Consider the following 21,960-nt stretch of genomic DNA (forward strand, 5'->3'; position numbering starts at 1 on the left):
GCGGATGGGAGTCATGGAACAACAGGTGGCGTCGCGTACGCCCCTGGTCGCACTACTCGGCAATCCCAACTGCGGCAAGACCGCACTGTTCAACCGTTTGACCGGCTCGCGCCAGAAGGTCGCGAACTATGCCGGCGTGACCATCGAACGCAAGGAAGGCAGCTTTACGTCGCCCGCCGGCCGCGCCTTCCGCGTGCTCGACTTGCCGGGCGCCTACAGCCTGAGCGCCCAGACCCCGGACGAAGCCATCACGCGCGACGTGGTGGCCGGCCTGCGTGCCGGCGAAGCCGCGCCCGACGCCATCCTGTGCGTGGTAAACGCGACAAATTTGCGCCTGAACCTGCGCATGGTGCTGGAGCTCAAGCGCCTCGGCCTGCCGATGGTGCTCGTGTTGAACATGGTCGACGTCGCGCGCAAGCGCGGCATCGCCATCGATACCGCCAAGCTGTCGGCGGCGCTGGGCATGCCGGTGGTCGAAACCGTCGCCATCCAGGCCGGCGGCGAACAAGGCCTGCTGGCTGAACTCGACCGCATGGCCTTCGACGCCCCTGTCAAAGCCAATCCGCTCTCGGCGATCGACGCGGTGCCGGTCGAGGAAACCCAGCGCGAAGTGCGCCGCATCCTCGACCTCGCCGTCTCCAGCGGCGCCGACCGCGGCAACCTGACCGAAAAGATCGACAACGTGGTGCTGCACCCGGTGCTCGGCCCGGTGCTGCTGGCCGCGCTGATGTTCCTGATCTTCCAGGCCGTGTTCAGCTGGGCCGGCACCCCGATGGACCTGATCGAGGCGGGCGTCGGCGCCCTCGGCGAGCAGGTCGGCCTGCTGCTGGGCGAAGGCGTGCTGCACAGCCTGATCGTGGACGGCATCATCGCCGGCGTCGGCAGCGTGCTGGTGTTCCTGCCGCAGATCCTGATCCTGTTCTTCTTCATCCTGCTGCTGGAAGACGTGGGCTACCTGCCGCGCGCCGCCTTCCTGCTCGACCGCATCATGGGCAGCGTGGGCCTGTCGGGCCGCGCCTTCCTGCCGCTGCTGTCCTCCTTCGCCTGCGCGATCCCCGGCATCATGGCCGCGCGCACCATCCAGAACCCGCGCGACCGCCTGGTGACGATCATGATCGCGCCGCTCATGACCTGCTCGGCGCGCCTGCCGGTGTACGCGCTCCTGATCGCCGCCTTCATCCCGGACCGCGAGGTCGCCGGCCTGATGAACCTGCAGGGCCTGGTGCTGTTCGTGCTGTACATGGCCGGCATCCTGAGCGCGATGGCGGTGGCCTGGTTCATGAAGCGCCGCAGCGACTACAAGCAGCACGCCCTCATGATGGAACTGCCGGCCTACCACTGGCCGCAGCCGCGCGCCCTGGCCATGGGCCTGTGGGAACGCGCCAAGATCTTCCTGAAGCGGGTCGGTACCCTGATCCTCACCATGATGATCCTGCTGTGGGTGCTGTCGAGCTTCCCGGGCGCACCGGAAGGCGCGACCCATCCGCCGGTGTACTACAGCGTGGCCGGCATGATCGGCCGCGCCCTGGAATTTCTGCTGGCCCCGATCGGCTTCGGCTGGGAGATCGCGATCGCCCTGGTGCCGGGCATGGCCGCGCGCGAAGTGGCGGTCGGCGCCCTGGGCCAGGTGTATGCGCTGTCGGGCGGCGACGAAGTCGGCAACACCCTGGCGCCGCTGATCGCGCAATCCTGGTCGCTGGCCACCGGCCTGTCGCTGCTCACCTGGTACGTGTATGCGCCGCACTGCCTGCCGACCCTGGCCACGGTGGCGCGCGAGACCGGCAACCGCCGCTACGCCTGGATCATGGCCGGCTACATGTTCGGCCTGGCCTACGTGGCCGCCTTCATCGTCTACCGCGTGACCTTGTACTTCACGGGGGGCTGAGCATGTGGCAGGAGCTGGTAGCCGGAATCATCGTCGCGCTGGCCGTGCTCTACGTCGGCGCGAAGTACCTGCCCGACAGCTGGCGCCGCGCCATCGTGCACCGCCTGTCGCAGGGCGGAAAGCAATCGACGCTGGTGAAGTGGCTCGACACCTCGGCCAGCTGCGGCAGCGGCTGCAACAGCTGCAATACCTGTGGGCCGTCCGAGCCCGCGCCGCCGCCCGGCAAGGGCAGCGGCAGGGTCATCAAGATCCACGAACGGCGTTAAGTTAATCCCCCGCGACGGTGTGCCAGACCCCGCCGACGCCGTCGCCGGTCTTGTCTCCCGCTTTCTTGTCTTTCACGAAGGTGTACAGGGGCTTGCCCTTGTGGGCCAGCTGCTTGCCGCCATCCTCGCGCGTGACGACCGAGTAGGGCGCCGGCGGCGTGCCTTCGGCCATGACCGGCGGCCAGTTCTTGGCGCAGGTCGCGACGCAGCTGCTCTTGCCGCTGTTCGGTACGTCCTTGTCGTAGGTGTAGATCGTCATGCCGGCACTATTGACGAGCATGCCGCCGGCGGCCGGCAAGGGCGCCGGGTCGGTGGCTAGGGCGGTGGAAGAGAACAGCAGGGCGAGAACAGCGGTACTGACGCGAAGCAATTTCATATAGCCTCCTGGTCGTTCACTGCGTGGGTGGACGTCCATTCTAGTCCGCTTGCGCCGCCAAGGCATCCACTGCTGCGATCAGCCGCTGCGCGTCATAGGGCGCATGCACCTTGATGTCGTTGTCGAAGTAGCAGTAGACGTCGCGTTCCTTGCGCCAGGCATGGATGCGCGCGGCCCAGGCTGCGATGGCCGCGTCTTCATAACCGCTCGCATACAGTTCCTTGTCGCCGTGCAGCCGGATGTAGACAAAGTCCGCGGTCACGTCTTCGCACAGCGGCCACCTGCCGGCGGTGTCGGCCACCACCAGGGCGACGTTGTAGCGGCGCAGCATGGCGATGAAGGCAGGATCCAGGAAGCTCTCGTTGCGGATCTCCACCGCGTGGCGCATCGGCCGCTTCGGCCCGGCTTCGAGCGAGACCCGGCCTTCCATGCGCGGCTGGTACTGCAGCGCGAGTTCGCGGGCGCTATCGGTGTCCTGGGGCAGCAGCGACAGGAAGTGCTCGAAGCGCTGGGGGTCGAACTTCACCACCGGTGGGAACTGCCACAGGAAGGGGCCGAGCTTCTCGCGCAGCTCGAACACGCCCGAGGCCAGCACATTGGCCAGCGGGCCTTCGATGTCCTTCAGCTTGAGCATGTGGGTCAGGAAGCGGTTGCCCTTGAGCGCGAACACGAAGCCGGGCGGCGTCGCCGCATGCCAGGCGGCGTAGCTTTCCGGCCGCTGCAGCGAATAGAAGGAGCCGTTGATCTCGATGCTGGGCAGCTGGCTTGCCGCGTATGCGAGCTCGCGGTGCTGGGCCAGTCCCTTTGGATAGAACACGCCGCGCCAGGGCAGGTAGCGCCAGCCGGAAATGCCGATGTAGACCGATCCGCTCATGGTGCAAGGATACGCCGGCGGGTCCGTCGGCAGGCGCACAGCATGCTAAGCTGGCAGCCTCGCGAAACTCCACGGAAGCAGCCCATGATCGTCGTCCACCACCTGAACAATTCGCGCTCGCAGCGCATCCTGTGGCTGCTCGAAGAGCTCGGGCTGGAATACGAGATCAAGAAGTACCAGCGCGACCCCAAGACCATGCTGGCGCCGCCGGAACTGAAGGCGGTGCACCCGCTCGGCAAGTCGCCGGTGATCACCGACGGCGACACCGTGGTGGCGGAGTCCGGCGCGATCGTCGAATACCTCACCGGCCGCTACGGCAACGGGCGCCTGGTGCCCGCCGCCGGCACCCCGGAACGCCTGCGCTACACCTACTTCCTGCACTTCGCCGAAGGCTCGGCCATGTCGCCGCTCTTGATGAAGCTGGTGTTCGACAAGGTCGAGAACGGCCCGATGCCCTTCTTCGCGAAACCGATCGCGCGCGCGATCGCGCGCAAGGTCAAGGCCGGCTTCATCATGCCCAACATCCGCAGCCAGCTCGATTTCCTGGAGAGCGAGTTGGGCAAATCAAGCTGGTTCGCCGGCGAGGAGTTCAGCGCCGCCGACATCCAGATGAGCTTTGCGCTGGAAGCGGCCGCCTCGCGCGGCGGGCTCGGCAGCCAGTACCCGAAGCTGGCCGCCTTCCTCCAGACGATCCACGCGCGTCCGGCCTACCAGCGCGCGCTGGAGCGCGGCGGAAAATACGATTACGCATAGTACGGGTCGGCCCGTCCGGTTTATCATGGCGGCGCCGCATCAACCGAACCACCACCATGAGCAAACAGGGAAAGCTGCTCGCGATCGATGGCCTGAACATCGTGCGCCGCGTCTACGAAGCCAGCCCCGAACCGGATTCCGACCTGAAGGCCAGCATCGCGCTGCGCCATGCGTTTTCGTCCTTCCGCAACGTGCTGGAAGCGCATGCGCCCACCCACGTGCTGGCGGCCTTCGATTACGGCGGTCCGAACTGGCGCCACACCCTCTACCCGCGCTACCGCGAGGGACGCGCCGCCATGCCCGCGCCGCTGCGCGAGGCCCTGCCGGACTTCCACGAACGCCTGCGCCAGGCCGGCCTGCACGTGCTGGCGCTGCCCGAGGTCGAGGCCGACGACGTGATCGCGACCGGCGTCATGCGCTGGCTGCAGGAAGGGCGGGGCGAGGCCATCGTGGCGACCACCGACAAGGACCTGCACATCCTGATCGCGCACGGGGCGCTGGTGTGGGACCACTTCAAGAACGAATGGCATGACGACGCCTGGGTGCGCCAGCGCTTCGGCGTGGCACCGGAACTGCTGCACGACCTGCTGGCCCTGATGGGCGACCCGACCGACGGCGTGCCGGGCGTCTCGAAGTTCGGCATGAAGACCGCGGCGCGCCTGCTCAATGCCTACGGCAGCCTGGACGCCGTGGTCGCCGGGGCCGGCATCCTCAAGACCCCGCTGGGCGAAAGGCTGCGCGCCGAGCGGGAGATACTCGCGATATCGCGCCGGCTGGTCGAGCTCAAGCTGGACGTGCGGCTGGGCGTGACCTGGAACATGCTGGCCTATGAATCACACTGAAGGGAAGAGGCGATGCTGAAGGCAGTGATCGTGGACGGCAGCGCCATCGCGCGCGGCCTGCTCAACACCGTGCTGCTCGACGGCGGCTACGACGTCGTCGCGCAGACGCACACCGGCACGCTCGGCTACGGCCTGGCGATGAAGCACCGTCCGCAGATCGTCTGCATCGCGCGCGAGCAGGTCGAGGACGGCAGCCGCATCGTCGAGGAACTGCGCGCCCGGCTGCCGAAGGCGATGATCTTCATGGTGTCGGGCACGCTCGATGCCGCCGCCATCCAGGATGCGCTGGGGCGCGGCGTACACGGCTTCATCGTCAAGCCCTTCAAGGCCGATGCCGTGCTCAAGACGATCCGCAATACCGTGATCGCGGTCGTCCGCAAGCAACAGGCGGCCGCGGGCAGCGCGGAATAGCCGGGCCGGCGCTCAGCCGCGCCGTTTGAGCTCGTCCGACGCGATCGCCGCCAGTGCGCACAGGGCGTGCAATTCGCGCTCGCGCAGACGGCGCGGCTCGCGGTCCAGCACGCACAGGGTGCCGAAGCGGCGCCCCTGCGCATCTTCCAGCGGCACCCCGGCATAGAAGCGCACGTGCGGCGCCCGGGTCACCAGCGGATTGGCGGCGAAACGCGCATCGTTGGCGGCGTCGCCCACCATGAAGGCTTCGCCGGTGGCCAGCGCCTGGTTGCAGAACGCCCACTCGCGCGGCGTCTCCCGCAACTCGAGGCCGACGCGCGCCTTGAACCACTGACGCTGTCCCGCCAGCACCGTGAGCAGCGCCATCGGGCAGTCCGTCACCTGCGCGGCCAGCCGCACCAGGCGGTCGAACACTTCCTCGGGCGGCGTATCGAGCAGTGGGTGGGTGGAGAGCGCCTCGAAGGCCCGCGCGGCCGGCACAAGCGGGACGGCTGCGGCGGCTGCGCCGTCGGACCCTGCCTGGGCCGCGCCCCGATCCTGCCGCGCCTGCAGCTGGCGCACCGCGCTCAGGCGCACGCGCCGGTGCCCGCCGGGCGTCTTCCAGGCCGGCAGTGCGCCGCTCTCCATCCAGAGCTGCGTGGTGCTGACGGCAACGCCCAGCATGTCCGCTGCTTCCCGCGTCGTCAGGATCGGATCGTCCTCGCTCATATTTTTGGTGATTTGTAGTAGATATATTTATTCTACCCGAATCCCGGCAATATTTGACGAAAATGCGCGAAACTCGCATAAACTATTGGCCGCAAGCATTGCATAGCCTGAATATGCCCGCATAATCGTCACTTTCGATAATACGGCTGCCGCATGAATCATCAAGCTGTCGCACGACCTCGGCCACCGGTTGGTGGCGGAAGGCGTGGAGACGGAGGAAGCGGCGCAGCTGCTGCGCGCGGCGGGCTGCGACGAGGCGCAGGCTTACTACCATGGACGCCCGATGGCGCCGGCGGCTGCCTCAGGCAGCGCTGGTGTCGATGATCCCGCCACCCAGGCAGACGTCGCCGTCATACAGCACGGCCGACTGACCCGGCGTCACCGCCCACTGCGGCTCCACGAAATCGAGCGTGAAGCGCTCCATCCCGTCGGCGCGCACGGTGCAGGCCACGTCGGCCTGGCGGTAGCGGGTCTTGGCCGACAGTACCCGGCCTTCGCCAGGCGCGCTTGGGGGCTCGCCCGCAGTCCAGCTGGCCTGGCCGGCTTCCAGGCTCGGCGACAGCAGCCACGGATGGTCGTGGCCCTGCACGATGTAGAGCGTGTTGGTGGCCACGTCCTTGCGCGCCACGAACCACGGCTCGCTGATGCCGTCCGCGTTCTTGCGCGACTTCAGGCCGCCGATCCCGATGCCCTTGCGCTGGCCCAGCGTGTAGAAGGACAGGCCGATGTGCTCGCCCACGGTTTCGCCGGTATCGAGCTTCATCGGACCCGGCTTGTGCGACAGGTAGCGGTTCAGGAATTCGCGGAAGGGGCGCTCGCCGATGAAGCAGATGCCGGTCGAGTCCTTTTTCTGGGCGTTGGGCAGGCCCAGGCGCTCGGCGATCTTGCGCACCTCGGTCTTCGGGATCTCGCCCAGCGGGAACAGCGACTTCGAGAGCTGGGCCTGGTTCAGGCGGTGCAGGAAGTAGCTCTGGTCCTTGGTGTGATCGAAGGCCTTCAACAGCTCGAAGCGGCCCGCGTTCTCGCGCACGCGCGCATAGTGGCCGGTCGCGATCAGGTCGGCGCCCAGCTTCATCGCATGGTCGAGGAAGGCCTTGAACTTGATCTCGGCGTTGCACAGCACGTCCGGGTTCGGCGTGCGGCCGGCCTGGTACTCGCGCAGGAATTCCGCGAACACGCGGTCCTTGTATTCGGCGGCGAAATTGACCGCCTCGATGTCGACGCCGACCACGTCGGCCACGCTGGCCGCGTCGATCCAGTCCTGGCGCGTCGAGCAGTATTCCGAGTCGTCGTCGTCTTCCCAGTTCTTCATGAACAGGCCGATCACCTCGTAGCCCTGTTCCTTCAGCATCCACGCCGCGACGGAGGAGTCGACGCCGCCCGACATCCCGATCACGACTTTTTTCTTGCTCATTTCTGTTTCCGTTCTTTTAAATCCCGCCCTCGAAGACTGAGGGATGGGTATACAGCAGGTGCAGCGGGGTGCGGTGGCCGGCCAGGTAGTCGTCCACGCATTGCAGCACGATCGGGCTGCGGTGGCGTTCGGCCGTGGCGGCGATCTCGTCGCGCGTCATCCACAAGGTGCGCAGGATGCCCTCGTCGAGCGGCTGGTCCAGCTCGCGGCCGGCGTGGCCGCAGAAGGTGAAGCGCAGGTAGGTGACGTCGGTACCGCGCGATTTCGAATGGTAGCGCGACATGTACATGCCGACCAGCGCGGTCGGGATGAATTCGTGCGCGGTTTCCTCCAGCGCCTCGCGCACCACCGCCTGTTCGAGCGACTCGTGCGGGTCGAGGTGCCCGGCCGGCTGGTTCAGCTTCACGCCTTCGCTCGTCTCTTCCTCGATCAGCAGGAAACGTCCATCGCGCTCGATGATCGCGGCGACGGTCACGGATGGTTTGAAGATATCGGTCATGCGCGTCCTTGAAAATGAGCCGACATTCTACCTTGACAGCGGGCATCTTCGCTCATCCGGGGCGCTTCCTGTGCGCTTGCCTGTCGTTAAATGGCCTTGATCTATTGCAAATAACTGGGCAGTGCGGCTGGCATTCATCAGACTTCGTGGACACAATCGAACATTGGCTTTTTAGTATTTGTTATTAAGCAATTGCTGTGTTTACATGTTAGATTGTCGGCAGATGTGTCCACCGAACGGAGGCTTCATGAGAATTGGCATACCGGCCGAGACCAGGCCGGGCGAGACCCGCGTTGCTGCAACTCCCGAAACCGTCAAGAAGCTGGCCGCGCGTCATCAGGTCCAGGTCGAAGCCGGCGCCGGGGTCAAGGCGTCGATTCCCGACGCCGCCTATGAAGCGGCCGGGGCCACCATCGTCGACGCCGCCACCGCCTTCGGCGCCGACATGGTGCTCAAGGTGCGCAGTCCCGACGCCGGCGAACTCGCCCGCATGCGCCCCGGCAGCGTCCTGGTCGGCATGCTCAACCCCTTCGATACCGAGAACCTGGCCGCGCTGGCCGGCGCCGGCCTGACCGCCTTCGCGCTCGAGGCCGCGCCGCGCATCACGCGTGCCCAGTCGATGGACGTGCTGTCGAGCCAAGCCAACATCGCCGGCTACAAGGCCGTGATGCTGGCCGCGAACACCTATGGACGCTTCATGCCGATGCTGATGACGGCGGCCGGCACGGTCAAGGCGGCGCGAGTCCTGATCATGGGCGTCGGCGTGGCCGGCCTGCAGGCCATCGCCACCGCCAAGCGCCTGGGCGCCGTGATCGAAGCCTCCGACGTGCGCCCGCCGGTGAAGGAGCAGGTCGAGTCGCTCGGCGCCAAGTTCATCGACGTGCCCTACGAGACCGACGAGGAGCGCGAGATCGCCAAGGGCGCGGGCGGCTACGCGCGGCCGATGCCGGCCGGCTGGATGCAGCGCCAGGCCGCGCTGGTGCACGAGCGCGCCAAACTGGCCGACATCATCATCACCACCGCCCTGATCCCGGGCCGCAAGGCGCCGACCCTGATATCCGAAGAGACGGTGCAGGCCATGAAACCGGGCTCGGTGATCGTCGACATGGCGATCGAGCAGGGCGGCAACTGCCCGCTGACGGAGCTGGGCCGCACGGTGATCAAGCACGGGGTGCACATCATCGGCGAACCGAACCTGGCGTCCATGGTGGCGGCCGATGCTTCCGCCCTGTATTCACGGAATGTGCTGGACTTCCTCAAGCTGGTCATCGACAAGGAAGACAAGTTCGTGATCGACCGCGAGGACGAGATCGTGCGCGCCACCCTGGTGTGCGCCGACGGGACAGTGCTGCGGACATAAGAAGAGGAGCGAAGCATGGAAATCAGCCATACCATCATCAACCTGATCATCTTCGTGCTGGCCATCTACGTCGGCTACCACGTGGTCTGGAACGTCACCCCCGCGCTGCACACGCCGCTGATGGCGGTGACCAACGCGATCTCGGCCATCATCATCGTCGGCGCCATGCTGGCCGCCGGCCTCACCGAAGGGCTGGCCGGGCAGGTATCCGGCACCCTCGCGGTGGCACTGGCCGCGGTGAACGTGTTCGGCGGCTTCATGGTCACGCGCCGCATGCTCGAGATGTTCAAGAAGAAGGAGCCCAAGGCTGCCAAGGCTCCGGCGACGGAGGAGCGGGCATGAACTTCATCAGCATGAATGTGGTGACCCTGCTCTACCTGGTGGCCTCGATCTGCTTCATCCAGGCGCTCAAGGGCCTGTCCTCGCCGTCGACGGCGCGCCTCGGGAACAGCTTCGGCATGGCCGGCATGGCGATCGCCGTGCTGACCACGGTGGCCCTGATCTTCAAGCTGCAGGCCGAACTGGCGACCGGCCATGGCATGGGCTTCCCGCTGGTGATCCTGGGCGTGGTGGTGGGTGGCGCGATCGGCGCGGTGGCGGCGAAGAAGGTCGAGATGACCAAGATGCCGGAGCTGGTCGCGGCGATGCACTCGCTGATCGGCCTGGCCGCGGTCTGCATCGCGATCGCCGCGGTGTCCGAGCCCTGGGCCTTCAACATCGCCACCCGCGACGCCCCGCTCCCCTTCGGCAACCGCCTGGAACTGTTCATCGGCACCTTCGTGGGCGCGGTGACCTTCTCGGGTTCGGTGATCGCCTTCGGCAAGCTGTCGGGCAAGTACAAGTTCCGCCTGTTCCAGGGCGCGCCGGTGCGCTTCGCCGGGCAGCACATCCTGAACCTGGTGCTGGCGATCGCGATCGTCGCGCTGGGCCTGATGTTCTGCTTCGACGCCAACGTGGCGCCAGCCTGGACCCCCTTCATCATCATGGCCGCGCTGTCCTTCGTGCTGGGCGTGCTGATCATCATCCCGATCGGCGGCGCCGACATGCCGGTGGTGGTGTCGATGCTGAACTCCTATTCCGGCTGGGCGGCGGCGGGCATCGGCTTCTCGCTGAACAACTCGATGCTGATCATCGCCGGCTCGCTGGTGGGCTCGAGCGGCGCGATCCTCTCGTACATCATGTGCAAGGCGATGAACCGCTCCTTCTTCAACGTGCTGCTGGGCGGCTTCGGCGGCGAGGCGGTCGTGGACGACGGCGGCGCCAAGGAACAGCGCCCGGTGAAATCCGGCTCGGCGGACGATGCCGCCTTCATCCTGCAGAACGCGGAATCGGTGATCATCGTCCCCGGCTACGGCCTGGCGGTGGCGCGCGCCCAGCACTCGGTGAAGGAACTGGTCGACAAGCTGACCGAGCACGGCGTGCAGGTGCGCTACGCGATCCACCCGGTGGCCGGCCGCATGCCGGGCCACATGAACGTGCTGCTGGCCGAGGCCGAAGTGCCCTACGACCAGGTGGTCGAGATGGAAGACATCAACGGCGAGTTCGGCCAGACCGACGTGGTGCTGGTGCTGGGTGCGAACGACGTGGTGAACCCGGCGGCCAAGGACCCGAAATCGCCGATCGCCGGCATGCCGATCCTCGAGGCCTACAAAGCCAAGAGCATCATCGTCAACAAGCGCTCGATGGCTTCCGGCTACGCGGGCCTGGACAACGACCTGTTCTACCAGCCGAACACGATGATGGTCTTCGGCGACGCCAAGAAGGTGATCGAATCGATGGTCAAGGCCGTCGAGTAATCACTATCCCTGCAAACAAATGAGGGTCAGAGTAATAAATCGACGCTGACCCTATTTTTTATATGACGCATCGATTCCCCGTACCAAGGCTGTCCGAGCAGATCGAACAGGAGTGGGCCAAGGAACTCGCGACCTACTTTGGCAGGGCGGAAGAGGACGTGTTCCACCAGGTTCGGCCATGGTTGTCCTTTCCAAACCAGCTCGTGCGCATTGAATTGATGGACGGCTCTTGCCTCGACTTCAAGTTTTGCATAGCCATCGTCAGCGAGGAAAAACGCGCCATCGCAGTCTTCACCGAGCACTGCGGGAATCACGTGTTCCCCTGCCATGAAGCGAAGGTATATCAGGATGGAGAGCTGGTCTGGGCGGCGCCGCGAAGCGGCGTGGAAATACTGTTCTTCAAGGTCTTCGGCAAATTGATCGCCGTTGTAGGACAGCCGGGATCATGGCAGGCCTTCTACCCGGGCACGAACGGGACGTGCAGGCCGGCCGACTTCATCATTCCCGACGACGTCACGGAAGATGGCATGGCCGAGTATCTGGACGACCTGTTCCACGAAGATGCCACCCCAAAGCACAACACCGTCGAGCGCGTTTACCCTTGACCCTATTTAGTTAGTGGGTCAGCGGCGGCCGAACATCATCAGCTCGGCCAGCAGCAGGCGGGCGGGCTTGACGAGGTCCAGCGCGGCCAGCGACAGGCCCAGCAAGGGCTGCAGCGGGCCGCCGCCGGTGAAGGCGCGGGCCATGGTGTCGGTCAGGGAGATCGTCAGGCGCCGGTCCTGCGCGCGCTCGCTCATGAAGGCCTCGACCGCTTCCGGCGTGGCGCCGCGTGCCAGCTGGCGCGCCAGCACGGCGGCGTCGCGCAGGCCGAGGTTCAGGCCCTGGCCGGCGACCGGGTGCAGGGTTTGCGCGGCGTTGCCGATCGCGACCGTGCGCGCGGTGGCGCGCGCTTCGGCGTTCAGGCCGAGCGGGAAGGCGACGCGCGGCGAGCTGGCCGTGAATGCGCCGAGGCGGGTGCCGAAGGCCTCGCCCAGCTGCTTCAAGAACGCGGCATCGTCGAGCAACTGGACGTCCGTCGCACGCTCCGGGCGCATGCACCACACCAGCGCGTACTGGTGGCCGTCGCCATCGTCCTGCGGCAGCAGCGCCAGCGGGCCTTCGTCGGTGAAACGCTCGAAGGCGCGGTGCGCGACCGGTTCGCTCACGGTCACGCGCGCGATCAGGGCCGTCTGCCCGTAGTCGCGCTGCCGGGCCTTGCTTTCCTGCTGGCCGAACACGCCGCCTTCGGCCTGCACCGCCACCTGCGCGAACACGCTGCGGCCGTCGTCCAGGCGCAGCGCTACGCCGCTGTCTTCTTCATCGAAGGACTCGACCCGCGCCGGGCGCAGCGTGGCCACGCCGGCCTGGTCGCAGGCGCGCGCCAGCGCGTCGACCACGGCGCCGTAGCGCGCGACGTAACCCAGTGCCGGCAGCTTGTGCTCGGCGCGGTCCATCAGGCTGCGGCCAAGCTGGCCGCGGCGCGAGACGTGGATCTCGTGGATCGGCGTGGCCGGCAGCGGCCAGGCCCGCACTTCCTCCAGCAGCTGCACGCTGCCCCAGGACAGCGCGATCGAGCGCGGATCGCTGATCGCCTGGCCCAGCGACTTGCCGTCGATGAGGGCGATGCGCTTGCCGTCCACCCCGCGCCGCACCAGGAAGGCGGCCAGTGCCAGTCCTACCGGACCGGCGCCACAGATCGCCACATCGACATCGATCCGCTCGTCCGCCATCAACGCTCCTCCATCAGTGCTTCAATCTCCACGACGCTCTTCGGCGCGTCGCCGGACAGGATGCGGCAGCCATCCGCGGTGACGATCACGTCGTCCTCGATCCGGATGCCGATGTTCCAGAACTGCTCGGGCACGCCTTCGCCCGGCCGCACGTAGATGCCCGGCTCCACCGTCAGCGCCATCCCTGCCAGCAGGGCGCGCGAGGGTCGCTCGGCGACGCTCAGGTCGCGATAGGGCCCGACGTCGTGCACGTCCATGCCGAGCCAGTGGCCGGTGCCGTGCATGTAGAACTGCAGGTGGGCCTTGTCGGCGATCGCGTCCTCGGCCGACGCATATTTCTGGCGATCGAGCAGGCCGAGGTCCAGCATGCCGCTTGCCAGCACCTGCACCGCCGCTTCGTGCATGCCGCTGTAGGGCCGGCCCGGGACGATGGCGGCGAAGGCCGCCTGCTGGGCCTGCAGCACCAGCTCGTACAGGAGCTTCTGGGGCGTGCTGAAACGTCCGCTCACCGGCCAGGTGCGCGTGATGTCCGAGGCGTAGCCGTCCAGCTCGCAGCCGGCGTCGACCAGCACCAGTTCGCCCTCGCGGCACTGGCGATTGTTCTGGTTGTAGTGCAGCACGCAGGCGTTGGCGCCGGACGCGACGATCGGGGTATAGGCCGGGAACTGGGCGCCGTTGCGGCGGAATTCGTGCAGCAGCTCGGCTTCGATCTCGTACTCGAAGACGCCGGGACGCGTGAAGCGCATGGCGCGCGCGTGGGCCGCGGCGGCGATGCTTGCCGCGCGCCCCATGATCGCCTGTTCGTCCGCATCCTTCAGCAGGCGCATGTCGTCGAGGATGCCGAGCAGGTGGTGGGTGGTGCCGGGCGCCGCGATGCCGCTGCGGCCCTGCGCGCGCACGGCCTTGAGCCAGCCGCTCACCTGCGCATCCAGGGCGGCGCTGTGGCCGAGGGCGTAGTACAGCGCCGGCGCGTTGGCCAGCAGCTTGCCCATCTGCGCATCCAGTTCGCCGATAGGGAAGGCTTCGTCGAAGCCGAAAGCGAGGCGCGCCGCCTCCGGCCCGTAGCGGTAGCCGTCCCAGATCTCGCGCTCGAGGTTCTTTTCGCGGCAGAACAGGACCGAGCGCGCCGGCAGCTCGCCTGATGCGGCGACGAGCACCAGCACCGCTTCCGGTTCCGTAAAACCGCTCAGGTAATAGAAATAGCTGTCGTGCCGGTAGGGATAGTCGCTGTCGCCGTTGCGCAGTACCTCGGGCGCGGTGGCCAGCACCGCGACCGATCCCGGCTGCATGCACGCCGCCAGGCGCGCACGGCGTTCGATGTAGGGAGCCGCGGCCGCGGTCATGACCCCGTCTTGGCCGCTCCCAGCGGCGCGTTCAGTTCTTCCAGCTGGCGCGCGGTGCCGACGTTGACCCACAGGCCATCGTACAGCTCGCCGCCCACGCGGCCCTGCTCGATGAACTTGCGCATCAGGGGACCGAACTTGACGAACTCGCCCGCCTTGATGCCCTCGAACATCTCGGGACGGTAGACGCCGATGCCCGCGAAGTTCCACTTCAGCTCACCCTCGTTGCGCAGGGTGTACATGTCGAGGGCGAAGTCGCCGTCCGGGTTGTGCCAGGGGTTTGGCGTCAGCCACAGCCAGGCGATGTCGCGTTTATCCGGCGGGTAGGGAATGCCCAGCATGTCCTTGTCCTTCAGGACGTCGACCACCTGCGAGAAATCGAAGTAGGGCGCATAGATGTCGCCCGACACCGCCAGGAAGGGTTCGTCGCCCAGCAGGTGCAGGGCATTGGCGATGCCGCCCGCGGTCTCGAGCGGGGTCGGTTCGTGCGAGTACACGATGCGGGCGCCGTATTTGCTGCCGTCGCCCAGCTCTTCCTCGATCATGTGGCCGAGGTGCGAGTGGTTGATGACGATGTCGGTGATCCCGGCACGCACCAGGTTCAGCACGTGGTAGGTGATCATCGGCCGTCCGCGCACTTTCAGCAGCGGCTTGGGGCAGGCGTCCGTGAGCGGGCGCATGCGCTCGCCGCGGCCGGCGGCGAAAATCATGGCTTTCATGAGAATGGACCCGTCGTCAGAAGGTGTAGCCGACCGCCGGCGCCTTGTCCTCGAGCGCGTCGAGGAGGCGGAGCAGCGGTTTCAGTTCGGTGTAGCGGTTGGCGGTGCGGCGCACGTACTCCATCACCGTCGGCAGGTCGCCCATGTAATTCGGCTTGCTGTCGCGGTAGTTCAGGCGGCAGAAGATCCCGAGGATCTTCAGGTGGCGCTGCAGGGCCATGAACTCGAAGTCGCGGTAGAAGGCGTCGATGTCCGGATTCACCGGCAGGCCCACCTGCTTGGCGCTCTGCCAGTAGCGCACCACCCAGTCCAGCACGATCTCTTCGTCCCACTGGATGTAGGCGTCGCGCAGCAGCGAGCCGAGGTCGTAGGTGACCGGGCCGTAGACCGCGTCCTGGAAATCGAGCACGCCCGGGTTGCCCTGTTCGAGCCACATCAGGTTACGCGAATGGAAGTCGCGGTGCATGTAGACCTGCTGCTGGGCCAGCACGTTGGCGGTGATCGCTTCGAACACCTTGTCCAGCGTCGCCTGCTGCTTGTCGTCGAGCGTCACGCCGAGGTGGCGGTTGATGAACCACTCCGGGAACAGGTTCATCTCGCGCAGCACGAAGGCGCGGTCGAATTCCGGCAGCTTGCCGGGCTGGCTGGCCAGCTGGAACTTGAGCAGGGCGTCGACCGCGTCCGAATACATGAAGGCGGCATTGTCCGAATCGAGGCGCTGCAGGTAGGTGGTCACGCCGAGGTCGGACAGCAGCAGGAAGCCGCTCTCCACCTTGCGGTCGACGATCGCCGGCACCGTGACGCCGGCGTCCATCAGGAGGCCCTGCACGTGGATGAAGGCCGGCACGTTCTCGCGCTCGGGCGGCGCATCCATGGCGACCAGGGTGGCGCCCAGCTTCTCGCGCATCGCTGGCACAACGTCGTAACGGAAATAGCGTCGGAAACTGGCATCCGCGGATGCCGGGCGGCCGGTTTCCACTTCCACCAGGCCGGTCGATGCCAGCCATTCGGTCAGCTGCTGCAGGCGCGCGTCCTGGCTGCCGGAAGTGGAGGAATTTTGATACAAAGAAGACATGAAGCGGCCTGGTGAAACGGGTTGATCGAAATTATTCCCATATAATAAGGGATTCATCCCAAAAATACCGCCCTTTATGGCGCACGCAGATTCTCCATGAGCTGGTTTTCGGCCCACCCATTTCCCCCGCGCCAGGCGCTCGCATTGTATGTACTGGCCAGCGCAGCGGCCGGCATGTCCTTGCCCCTGCATGCACAGAACGTAGTACCGGCGCCACACCCGGATGAGCAGGACCTGCCGATCACGATCCACGCCGAGGACATCAGCGGCCGTCCCGACCGCCAGCTGAACCTCGAGCGCAATGTCGAACTGACACGTGGCCAGACCCGCCTGACCGCCGACAGCGCCTGCTACATGCGCGTCGAAGACCAGGTGACGGCCACCGGCAACGTCAAGATGTGGCGCTTCGGCGACCGCTACAAGGGCGACGAGCTGCAGCTGAACCTGGAGACCGGCAAGGGCTACGTGCTGCGTCCCGAATACCGTTTGCAGCTGAATAACGCCCAGGGCAATGCCTCGCGCATCGACTTCCTCGGCGAAGACGTGGCGCTGGTGCGCGACGGCACCTACAGCACCTGCGAAGGCCCGGATCCGGACTGGTACCTGAAATCGAGCACGTTGCGCCTGGACAGCGGGCGCGACGTCGGCCTGGCCGGCAAGACCGTCATCTATTTCAAGGACGTGCCGATCATCGGCACCCCGGCCCTGTCGTTCTCGCTGTCGGGCGCGCGCCGCTCCGGCTGGCTGGCGCCCACCGTGGGCTTCGGCTCCAAGGGCAAGGCCGAGATCATGGTGCCGTATTACTTCAACATCGCGCCCAACCGCGACCTGACGCTGTATCCGCGCATGATGTTCGACCGCGGCCTGCAGCTCGGCGCCACCGGACGCTACCTCGGCGTCACCGGGCTCGGTGCCTACCAGGGCGAGACCCACCTCGAGGGCCTGCGCAAGGACCGCGAGACCGGCGAGGACCGCTGGCGCGTCGATTCGGTCCACACCCAGGCACTCGGCCCGGGCTGGTCCTACGGCTGGAACCTGCATGCGGCTTCCGACGACGAATACCCGAGCGACTTCTCGCGTACCGTGGCCGCCAGCGCCGAGCGCCAGCTGCTGCGCGAAGTGCGCACCGACTTCGTCGGCCAGTACTGGAACCTGAGCGCGCGCGCCCAGAACTACCAGGTGCTGCAAGACCCGGCCGCGGCCAACAACCCGAGCCTGACGGTGCCGCGCCCCTACGACCGCATGCCGCAGATTAACTTCCACGCCGGCCGCTACGACGTCAAGGGCTTCGACTGGGCGGTGGATGCCGAGGCGGTCAGCTTCTGGCACCCGGACCTGTTGCGCGGCAACCGTGCCGTGGCCGTGGCCCAGGTCAGCTACCCGATCGTGCGCCCGGGCTGGTTCATCACGCCGAAAGTCATCAGCCACCACAGCAAGTACGACCTGGACCGCGCCAACGGCTACACCGGCCCGACCAAGCTGTCGCGCAGCCTGAACACCGTCTCACTCGACAGCGGCCTGGTGTTCGAGCGCGATACCACGCTGTTCAAGAGCGCCATGACCCAGACCCTGGAACCGCGCCTGTTCTACGTCTACACGCCGTACAAGAACCAGGACCTGTTCCCGGTATTCGACACCGGCCGCTCGGGCTTCAACTACGCCCAGCTGTTCAGCGAGAACCGCTATGTCGGCCTGGACCGCGTGTCCGACGCCAACCAGCTGACCGCCGCCCTGGTGTCGCGCTTCATCCAGCCGGACGGCGCCGAGCGCCTGCGCCTGGCCTTCGGCCAGCGCATGTACTTCAAGGAGCCGCGCGTCCGCCTGCCGGGCGAAGCGCTGCACCAGAGCCGCTCGGACGTGCTGCTGGCGGCCTCGGGCCGCATTTCCGAGACCTGGAGCTTCGATAGCGGCGTACAATATGACGCGACCGGCAGCAACCTGTACAGCTCGAACCTGAGCACGCAGTGGCGGCCGGCCGCGATGAAGGTCCTGAACGCCGAATACCGTTACCAGCGTGGCAGCTTCCGCAACGTCGACCTGTCGGGCCAGTGGCCCCTGTCGTCCCGCTGGTACGGCGTCGGCCGCGTGAGCTACGCGCTGCGCTCCTACACCGTGGGAAATGCGACGCCAGGCAAGGGCAAGCTGCTCGAGAGCCTCGTGGGGCTCGAGTACAAGGCCGACTGCTGGGTGTTCCGCGCCGGCGTCCAGCGCTTCGTGACCGCCGCCCAGACCACCTCGACGCCGATCTTCTTCCAGCTCGAGCTCAATGGGCTGTCGCGCCTGGGATCGGGCAACCCGCTCGAGACGTTCAACAAGAGCGTCCCGGGCTACCAGCAGCTGAACACGAATGTGGGGCGTCCCTGATTTTTAAGGACGCCTTAACCGCCGTGGAGTACACTCCCCGCCGGACAATTGAATGATTCTTCACCCTGAATGAGTGCTTTCCCGATGACGCGTTCCACCCGTATGCACCAACTCAAGCTTGCCGCAGCCCTGCTGTGTGCGCTGACCGCGGGCCAGGTCATGGCCCAAGCTGCCGCCCCGGCCACCAAGCCGGGCAGCGGCTTCCTGCCGCCGGCGTCCAGCAGCGCCAAGGTGATCGATTCGATCCACGTCGTGGTCAATGACGAAGTGATCACGAAAAACGAAGTGCGCAACCGCGTGGCCCAGACCGTGCAGAACCTGAAGGCGCGCAACGTGCAGCTGCCGGACCAGACCACCCTGGAACGCCAGGTGGTCGAGTCGATGATCGTCGAGCGTGCCCAGCTGCAGCTGGCCAAGGAAATGGGCGTGCGCGTCGACGACCGCCGGCTCGACGCCACCATCGGCCGCATCGCCGAGAACCAGAAGATGTCGGTGCAGGAGCTGCGCAACCAGATGGAAAAAGAGGGTCTGGCCTACGGCCAGTTCCGCGAAGACATCCGCAACGAAATCATGATGCAGCAGCTGCGCGAGCATGAGGTCGATTCCAAGATCCAGGTCTCGGAAGCCGAGATCGACACCTACCTCGCCGCTTCCAAGGCCGCCGCAGCCGAGCGGGTCGAGATGAACCTGGCCCAGATCCTGGTGGCGGTGCCCGAGAACGCTTCGCCCGAGCAGATCGCCGCACGCCGCGCGCGCGCCGAGGAAGTGGCGCGCCAGCTGCGCACCGGCGCCGAATTCGGCAAGATGGCCGCGACCTATTCCGACGCACCCGACGCCCTGAAGGGCGGCGACATCGGCTGGCGCGATCCGGACCGCCTGCCGCCGGTCTTCGCGACCGAGCTGCGCAAGCTGAATGCCGGCCAGGTCACCCCGATCATCAAGACCAACGTCGGCTTCCACATCCTGCGCGTGGCCGACAAGCGCAGGCTGGCCGAAGCCGCCGCGAACGAGCCGGCCGTGGTCCAGCAGACCCGCGTCAGCCACATCCTCATGAAGCCGACGCCGACCATGACCGCGGCCGACGTCAAGAAGAAGCTGCTCGAACTGAAGGAAAAGGTCGTCAACAAGACCGCCACCTTCGAAGACCTGGCACGCCAGAACAGCCAGGAACCGGGCAGCGCGGCCAAGGGCGGCGACCTGGGTTGGCTGGAACCGGGCGATGCCGGTCCGGAATTCGACCAGGCCCTGAGCACCCTGAAACCGGGCGAGATCTCGGACGTCATCGAGTCCTCGTTCGGCTTCCACATCCTGCGCGTTACCGAGCGCAAGTCCGAAGACCAGAGCGCGCAGAAGGAACGCAACGCGGCACGCCAGGTCCTGCGCGAGCGCAAGATGCAGGAAGGTCTGGAAGACTGGATGCGCCAGGTGCGCGACCGCGCCTACGTCGAGTTCCGCGAGGAGCAGTAATCCATGACCGCGGGCGATTTGCGCCGGCCTTGCGCGGCCCGGCCAACCCTCGCGGTCACGGTCGGCGAGCCGGCCGGCATCGGTCCCGAAATCTCGATCCGCGCGGCCTGGGCGCTGCGCGAATCCGCCAACTGCGTGCTGGTCGGCGACGCCGCCTTCCTGGCGCTTACCGCCAGCCTGATCGATCCCGCCATCCGCCTGTCGGCACTGTCGATCCAGGCCCTGCGTAACGGCGGCCTGCCACAGTTCGGCAAGGACCGGCTGGCCGTGGTCGACGTGCCGCTCGCCGCGCACGTGGTGCCGGGCCGGCTGGACGCCGAGAACGGACGCGCCGTGCTGGCCACCCTGGACCTCGCGATCGAAGGCGCTAAAGTAGGCTGGTTCGACGGCATCGTCACCGCGCCGCTCCAGAAAAGCACCATCAACGACGCCGGCGTGGCCTTTTCCGGCCATACCGAATACCTGGCCGAGAAGACCGCTACCCCGAAGGTCGTGATGATGCTGGCAGGGCAGCCGGGCGGCGATCAGCCCTACCTGCGGGTGGCGTTGGCCACCACCCACCTGCCCCTCAAGGATGTCCCCGGCGCGCTGACGCACGAGAACCTGGCGCGGGTGATCGACATCATCGACGCCGACCTGAAGGGCAAATTCGGGATCGCCGCGCCGCGCATCCTGGTCACCGGCCTGAACCCGCACGCGGGCGAGAACGGCTACCTGGGGCGCGAGGAGATCGAGGTCATCACGCCGGTGCTGGAAGAGGCCAGGGCGCGCGGCATCGACGCGCGCGGCCCCTATCCGGCCGACACCCTGTTCCAGCCGAAGTACCTCTCGGGGGCCGACTGCGTACTGGCGATGTACCACGACCAGGGCCTGCCGGTGCTGAAGCACGCCACCTTCGGACGCGGCATCAACGTCACGCTCGGCCTGCCGATCGTGCGCACCTCGGTCGACCACGGTACCGCGCTCGACCTCGCGGCCCGGGGGCTGGGCCTGGCCGACTGCGGCAGCATGGAAGAGGCGATCCGCGCCGCCATGCAGATGGCATCAACAACAAGAAAGTAATCATGAAACACGTCGCACGCAAGCGCTTCGGCCAGAACTTCCTGACCGACAAACTCGTCCTGGACAACATCATCGACGCCATCGGGCCGTCCCGCGGCGAGACGATGGTCGAGATCGGCCCCGGCCTGGCCGCCATGACGGCGCTGCTGCTCAAGTCGCTCGACCATATGCACGTGGTGGAACTCGACCGCGACCTGGTGGCGCGCCTGGAAAAAGCCTACCCGCGCGAGAAGCTCACCGTGCACTCGGGCGATGCGCTGAAATTCGATTTCGGTTCGATTCCGGTGCCGGAAGGGCAGAAGCTGCGCGTGGTCGGCAACCTGCCGTACAACATCTCGAGCCCGCTGCTGTTCCACCTGGCCGAATTCGCGCCGCTGGTCGAGGACCAGCACTTCATGCTGCAGAAGGAAGTGGTCGAACGCATGGTGGCCGAGCCGGGCACCAAGGCCTACAGCCGCCTGTCGGTGATGCTGCAGTGGCGCTACGACATGGACCTGCTGTTCATCGTCCCGCCGACCGCCTTCGACCCGCCGCCGCAGGTCGATTCGGCCATCGTGCGCATGATCCCCAAGCGCCAGATGCTGGAAGTCGATGGCGCCACGCTGGAAAAGGTCGTGGCCAAGGCCTTCTCGCAGCGCCGCAAGGTGATCCGCAACTGCGTGGCAGGGATGTTCACCGAGGCGCAGCTGGTCGAGGCGGGGATCGATCCGGGGGCGCGGCCGGAGGCGGTGGGGCTGGAGCAGTACGTGGCGTTGGCGAATCTGCTCTGATCAGTGCCGAAGTCGCGGTATTAGAAACCTGTATAGGTAACCAACGTCGTTCCGGCGAAGGCCGGAACCCAATTCCGTTGCGTTCCGCTGTCGCGTGCACTAGCTGGCAGAAGCGGTACGCCAGCAAACTTGGATCCCGGCCTTCGCCGGGATGACGGATCCAAGACTAACGATTATCGTAATCGCCAGTGCATAGCTGGCAAA

General features: G+C 66.5%; 22 protein-coding genes. 13 read left to right on the forward strand and 9 right to left on the reverse strand.

The genetic code is table 11. The annotated features are described in order from the left end of the window. Positions 1-4: 4 nt before the first annotated feature. Positions 5-1,885, forward strand: coding sequence for a ferrous iron transporter B (gene feoB, locus ACSQ25_RS01635; RefSeq protein ID WP_436103970.1), 1,881 nt, complete (start codon positions 5-7; stop codon positions 1,883-1,885). Between the two features lie 2 nt (positions 1,886-1,887). Continuing rightward, positions 1,888-2,151 (forward strand): DUF6587 family protein, encoded by a 264-nt coding sequence (locus tag ACSQ25_RS01640; protein WP_436103971.1) that lies wholly within the window; start codon positions 1,888-1,890, stop codon positions 2,149-2,151. Position 2,152: 1 nt separating this feature from the next. On the opposite strand, the gene ACSQ25_RS01645 is transcribed toward ACSQ25_RS01640, so the two are convergent. Both ACSQ25_RS01645 and ACSQ25_RS01650 read right to left on the reverse strand, forming a co-directional pair. Beyond that, positions 2,153-2,527 (reverse strand): hypothetical protein, encoded by a 375-nt coding sequence (locus ACSQ25_RS01645; RefSeq protein WP_436103972.1) that lies wholly within the window; start codon positions 2,525-2,527, stop codon positions 2,153-2,155. 40 nt (positions 2,528-2,567) lie between these two features. Next, positions 2,568-3,401: a DUF72 domain-containing protein gene (locus ACSQ25_RS01650; RefSeq protein ID WP_436103973.1), complete on the reverse strand. Its 834-nt coding sequence runs from the start codon at positions 3,399-3,401 to the stop codon at positions 2,568-2,570. 84 nt (positions 3,402-3,485) lie between these two features. Between ACSQ25_RS01650 and ACSQ25_RS01655 the strand changes: the two genes are divergently transcribed. From ACSQ25_RS01655 to ACSQ25_RS01665, 3 genes are read left to right on the forward strand one after another with little or no spacing between them, the layout of a single operon-like run. Next, positions 3,486-4,154, forward strand: a complete 669-nt coding sequence (locus tag ACSQ25_RS01655; RefSeq protein ID WP_436103974.1) for a glutathione S-transferase — start codon at positions 3,486-3,488, stop codon at positions 4,152-4,154. Between the two features lie 56 nt (positions 4,155-4,210). Then, positions 4,211-4,996 (forward strand): 5'-3' exonuclease, encoded by a 786-nt coding sequence (locus ACSQ25_RS01660; RefSeq protein ID WP_436103975.1) that lies wholly within the window; start codon positions 4,211-4,213, stop codon positions 4,994-4,996. A 12-nt stretch (positions 4,997-5,008) separates the two neighbouring features. Continuing rightward, positions 5,009-5,407, forward strand: coding sequence for a response regulator (locus tag ACSQ25_RS01665; RefSeq protein WP_436103976.1), 399 nt, complete (start codon positions 5,009-5,011; stop codon positions 5,405-5,407). Positions 5,408-5,419: 12 nt separating this feature from the next. On the opposite strand, the gene ACSQ25_RS01670 is transcribed toward ACSQ25_RS01665, so the two are convergent. The 3 genes from ACSQ25_RS01670 to ACSQ25_RS01680 form a co-directional block, all read right to left on the reverse strand. Then, positions 5,420-6,115, reverse strand: a complete 696-nt coding sequence (locus ACSQ25_RS01670; protein ID WP_436103977.1) for a GAF domain-containing protein — start codon at positions 6,113-6,115, stop codon at positions 5,420-5,422. A gap of 301 nt (positions 6,116-6,416) precedes the next feature. Continuing rightward, positions 6,417-7,529 (reverse strand): tRNA 2-thiouridine(34) synthase MnmA, encoded by a 1,113-nt coding sequence (gene mnmA / locus ACSQ25_RS01675; RefSeq protein WP_436103978.1) that lies wholly within the window; start codon positions 7,527-7,529, stop codon positions 6,417-6,419. 16 nt (positions 7,530-7,545) lie between these two features. Next, positions 7,546-8,028 carry an NUDIX hydrolase gene (locus ACSQ25_RS01680; protein ID WP_436103979.1) on the reverse strand — a complete coding sequence of 161 codons (483 nt, stop codon included), beginning with the start codon at positions 8,026-8,028 and terminating at the stop codon, positions 7,546-7,548. A 247-nt stretch (positions 8,029-8,275) separates the two neighbouring features. Here ACSQ25_RS01680 and ACSQ25_RS01685 point away from each other — a divergent pair, with 247 nt between their 5' ends. The 4 genes from ACSQ25_RS01685 (at position 8,276) to ACSQ25_RS01700 (ending at position 11,789) form a co-directional block, all read left to right on the forward strand. Beyond that, positions 8,276-9,388 carry a Re/Si-specific NAD(P)(+) transhydrogenase subunit alpha gene (locus tag ACSQ25_RS01685; protein ID WP_436103980.1) on the forward strand — a complete coding sequence of 371 codons (1,113 nt, stop codon included), beginning with the start codon at positions 8,276-8,278 and terminating at the stop codon, positions 9,386-9,388. Between the two features lie 15 nt (positions 9,389-9,403). Further along, the gene (locus ACSQ25_RS01690; RefSeq protein ID WP_436103981.1) at positions 9,404-9,730 is read left to right on the forward strand and encodes an NAD(P) transhydrogenase subunit alpha; all 327 of its coding nucleotides are present in this window, start codon (positions 9,404-9,406) and stop codon (positions 9,728-9,730) included. Then, positions 9,727-11,184, forward strand: a complete 1,458-nt coding sequence (locus ACSQ25_RS01695) for an NAD(P)(+) transhydrogenase (Re/Si-specific) subunit beta (protein ID WP_436103982.1) — start codon at positions 9,727-9,729, stop codon at positions 11,182-11,184. Before ACSQ25_RS01690 ends, ACSQ25_RS01695 begins: the two co-directional genes overlap by 4 nt. A 62-nt stretch (positions 11,185-11,246) precedes the next feature. Continuing rightward, the gene (locus ACSQ25_RS01700) at positions 11,247-11,789 is read left to right on the forward strand and encodes a DUF7661 family protein (protein ID WP_436103983.1); all 543 of its coding nucleotides are present in this window, start codon (positions 11,247-11,249) and stop codon (positions 11,787-11,789) included. An 18-nt stretch (positions 11,790-11,807) separates the two neighbouring features. Here the strand turns inward: ACSQ25_RS01700 and ACSQ25_RS01705 are convergent, their stop codons facing one another. Genes ACSQ25_RS01705 through ACSQ25_RS01720 form a run of 4 tightly spaced genes read right to left on the reverse strand, consistent with a single transcriptional unit; the run spans position 11,808 to position 16,093 of the window. After that, positions 11,808-12,956, reverse strand: a complete 1,149-nt coding sequence (locus tag ACSQ25_RS01705; RefSeq protein WP_436103984.1) for a UbiH/UbiF/VisC/COQ6 family ubiquinone biosynthesis hydroxylase — start codon at positions 12,954-12,956, stop codon at positions 11,808-11,810. Then, the gene (locus tag ACSQ25_RS01710; RefSeq protein WP_436103985.1) at positions 12,956-14,299 is read right to left on the reverse strand and encodes an aminopeptidase P N-terminal domain-containing protein; all 1,344 of its coding nucleotides are present in this window, start codon (positions 14,297-14,299) and stop codon (positions 12,956-12,958) included. The genes ACSQ25_RS01705 and ACSQ25_RS01710 overlap by 1 nt, the downstream gene beginning before the upstream one ends. Beyond that, a complete protein-coding gene (murU, locus tag ACSQ25_RS01715) occupies positions 14,296-15,018 on the reverse strand; it encodes an N-acetylmuramate alpha-1-phosphate uridylyltransferase MurU (protein WP_436103986.1) in 723 nt (240 codons plus the stop codon). The genes ACSQ25_RS01710 and murU overlap by 4 nt, the downstream gene beginning before the upstream one ends. A gap of 16 nt (positions 15,019-15,034) precedes the next feature. Further along, positions 15,035-16,093: an aminoglycoside phosphotransferase family protein gene (locus tag ACSQ25_RS01720; RefSeq protein WP_436103987.1), complete on the reverse strand. Its 1,059-nt coding sequence runs from the start codon at positions 16,091-16,093 to the stop codon at positions 15,035-15,037. A 96-nt stretch (positions 16,094-16,189) separates the two neighbouring features. Between ACSQ25_RS01720 and ACSQ25_RS01725 the strand changes: the two genes are divergently transcribed. The 4 genes from ACSQ25_RS01725 (at position 16,190) to rsmA (ending at position 21,756) form a co-directional block, all read left to right on the forward strand. Further along, complete coding sequence (locus ACSQ25_RS01725) at positions 16,190-18,457, forward strand: LPS-assembly protein LptD (protein ID WP_436103988.1); 2,268 nt, start codon at positions 16,190-16,192, stop codon at positions 18,455-18,457. Between the two features lie 84 nt (positions 18,458-18,541). Next, positions 18,542-19,924: a peptidylprolyl isomerase gene (locus ACSQ25_RS01730; protein ID WP_436103989.1), complete on the forward strand. Its 1,383-nt coding sequence runs from the start codon at positions 18,542-18,544 to the stop codon at positions 19,922-19,924. A gap of 3 nt (positions 19,925-19,927) precedes the next feature. Further along, positions 19,928-20,986: a 4-hydroxythreonine-4-phosphate dehydrogenase PdxA gene (gene pdxA, locus ACSQ25_RS01735; RefSeq protein WP_436103990.1), complete on the forward strand. Its 1,059-nt coding sequence runs from the start codon at positions 19,928-19,930 to the stop codon at positions 20,984-20,986. Between the two features lie 2 nt (positions 20,987-20,988). Beyond that, positions 20,989-21,756 carry a 16S rRNA (adenine(1518)-N(6)/adenine(1519)-N(6))-dimethyltransferase RsmA gene (gene rsmA / locus ACSQ25_RS01740; RefSeq protein ID WP_436103991.1) on the forward strand — a complete coding sequence of 256 codons (768 nt, stop codon included), beginning with the start codon at positions 20,989-20,991 and terminating at the stop codon, positions 21,754-21,756. Positions 21,757-21,960 lie beyond the last annotated feature (204 nt).

The sequence above is a fragment of the Massilia sp. LjRoot122 genome (assembly GCF_964252725.1).
Taxonomy (GTDB): domain Bacteria; phylum Pseudomonadota; class Gammaproteobacteria; order Burkholderiales; family Burkholderiaceae_D; genus Telluria.